Here is a 345-nt window from a genome sequence, read left to right on the forward strand (position 1 = left end):
GGCCTCACCGTCCACTACTCGCTGACCGACCCGAAGGTGGCCGACCTGCTCGCGGTGGCCAGAGCCGTCCTGACCACCGTGCTGACTGGCCAGGCCGAACTCCTCAACGACCTACGCGCCCCCACCCGGGAGAAGGCCTAGCCCTCCCTTCCGAACCGGGCCCTCGCCCAACGCGGCGGAACAACTCGTCGACGCCCCACACGATCACCGGGTACGGCACCAGCATGACGAGCAGCCACGCGGGTGGCGGCACCATGCCGACCACCTGTGCGAGGGCCGGCAGGTAGACCAACGCGGCCGCGAAGGCCAGCTCGAAGGCGATGCCGCCCAACAGGAACCGGTTGC

Annotated in this window: 1 protein-coding gene; it reads right to left on the reverse strand. The window is 70.1% G+C overall.

Annotation, left to right across the window (positions count from 1 at the left end; all coding sequences use genetic code 11):
* Nucleotides 1-103: 103 nt before the first annotated feature.
* Nucleotides 104-345, reverse strand: a 242-nt coding sequence (locus tag F0L68_RS41060; RefSeq protein ID WP_149855329.1) for a cation transporting ATPase C-terminal domain-containing protein, incomplete at its 5' end; no start/stop codon positions are given.

Origin of the sequence: Solihabitans fulvus (assembly GCF_008386585.1) — a bacterium.
In the GTDB taxonomy this organism is placed as follows: domain Bacteria; phylum Actinomycetota; class Actinomycetes; order Mycobacteriales; family Pseudonocardiaceae; genus Solihabitans; species Solihabitans fulvus.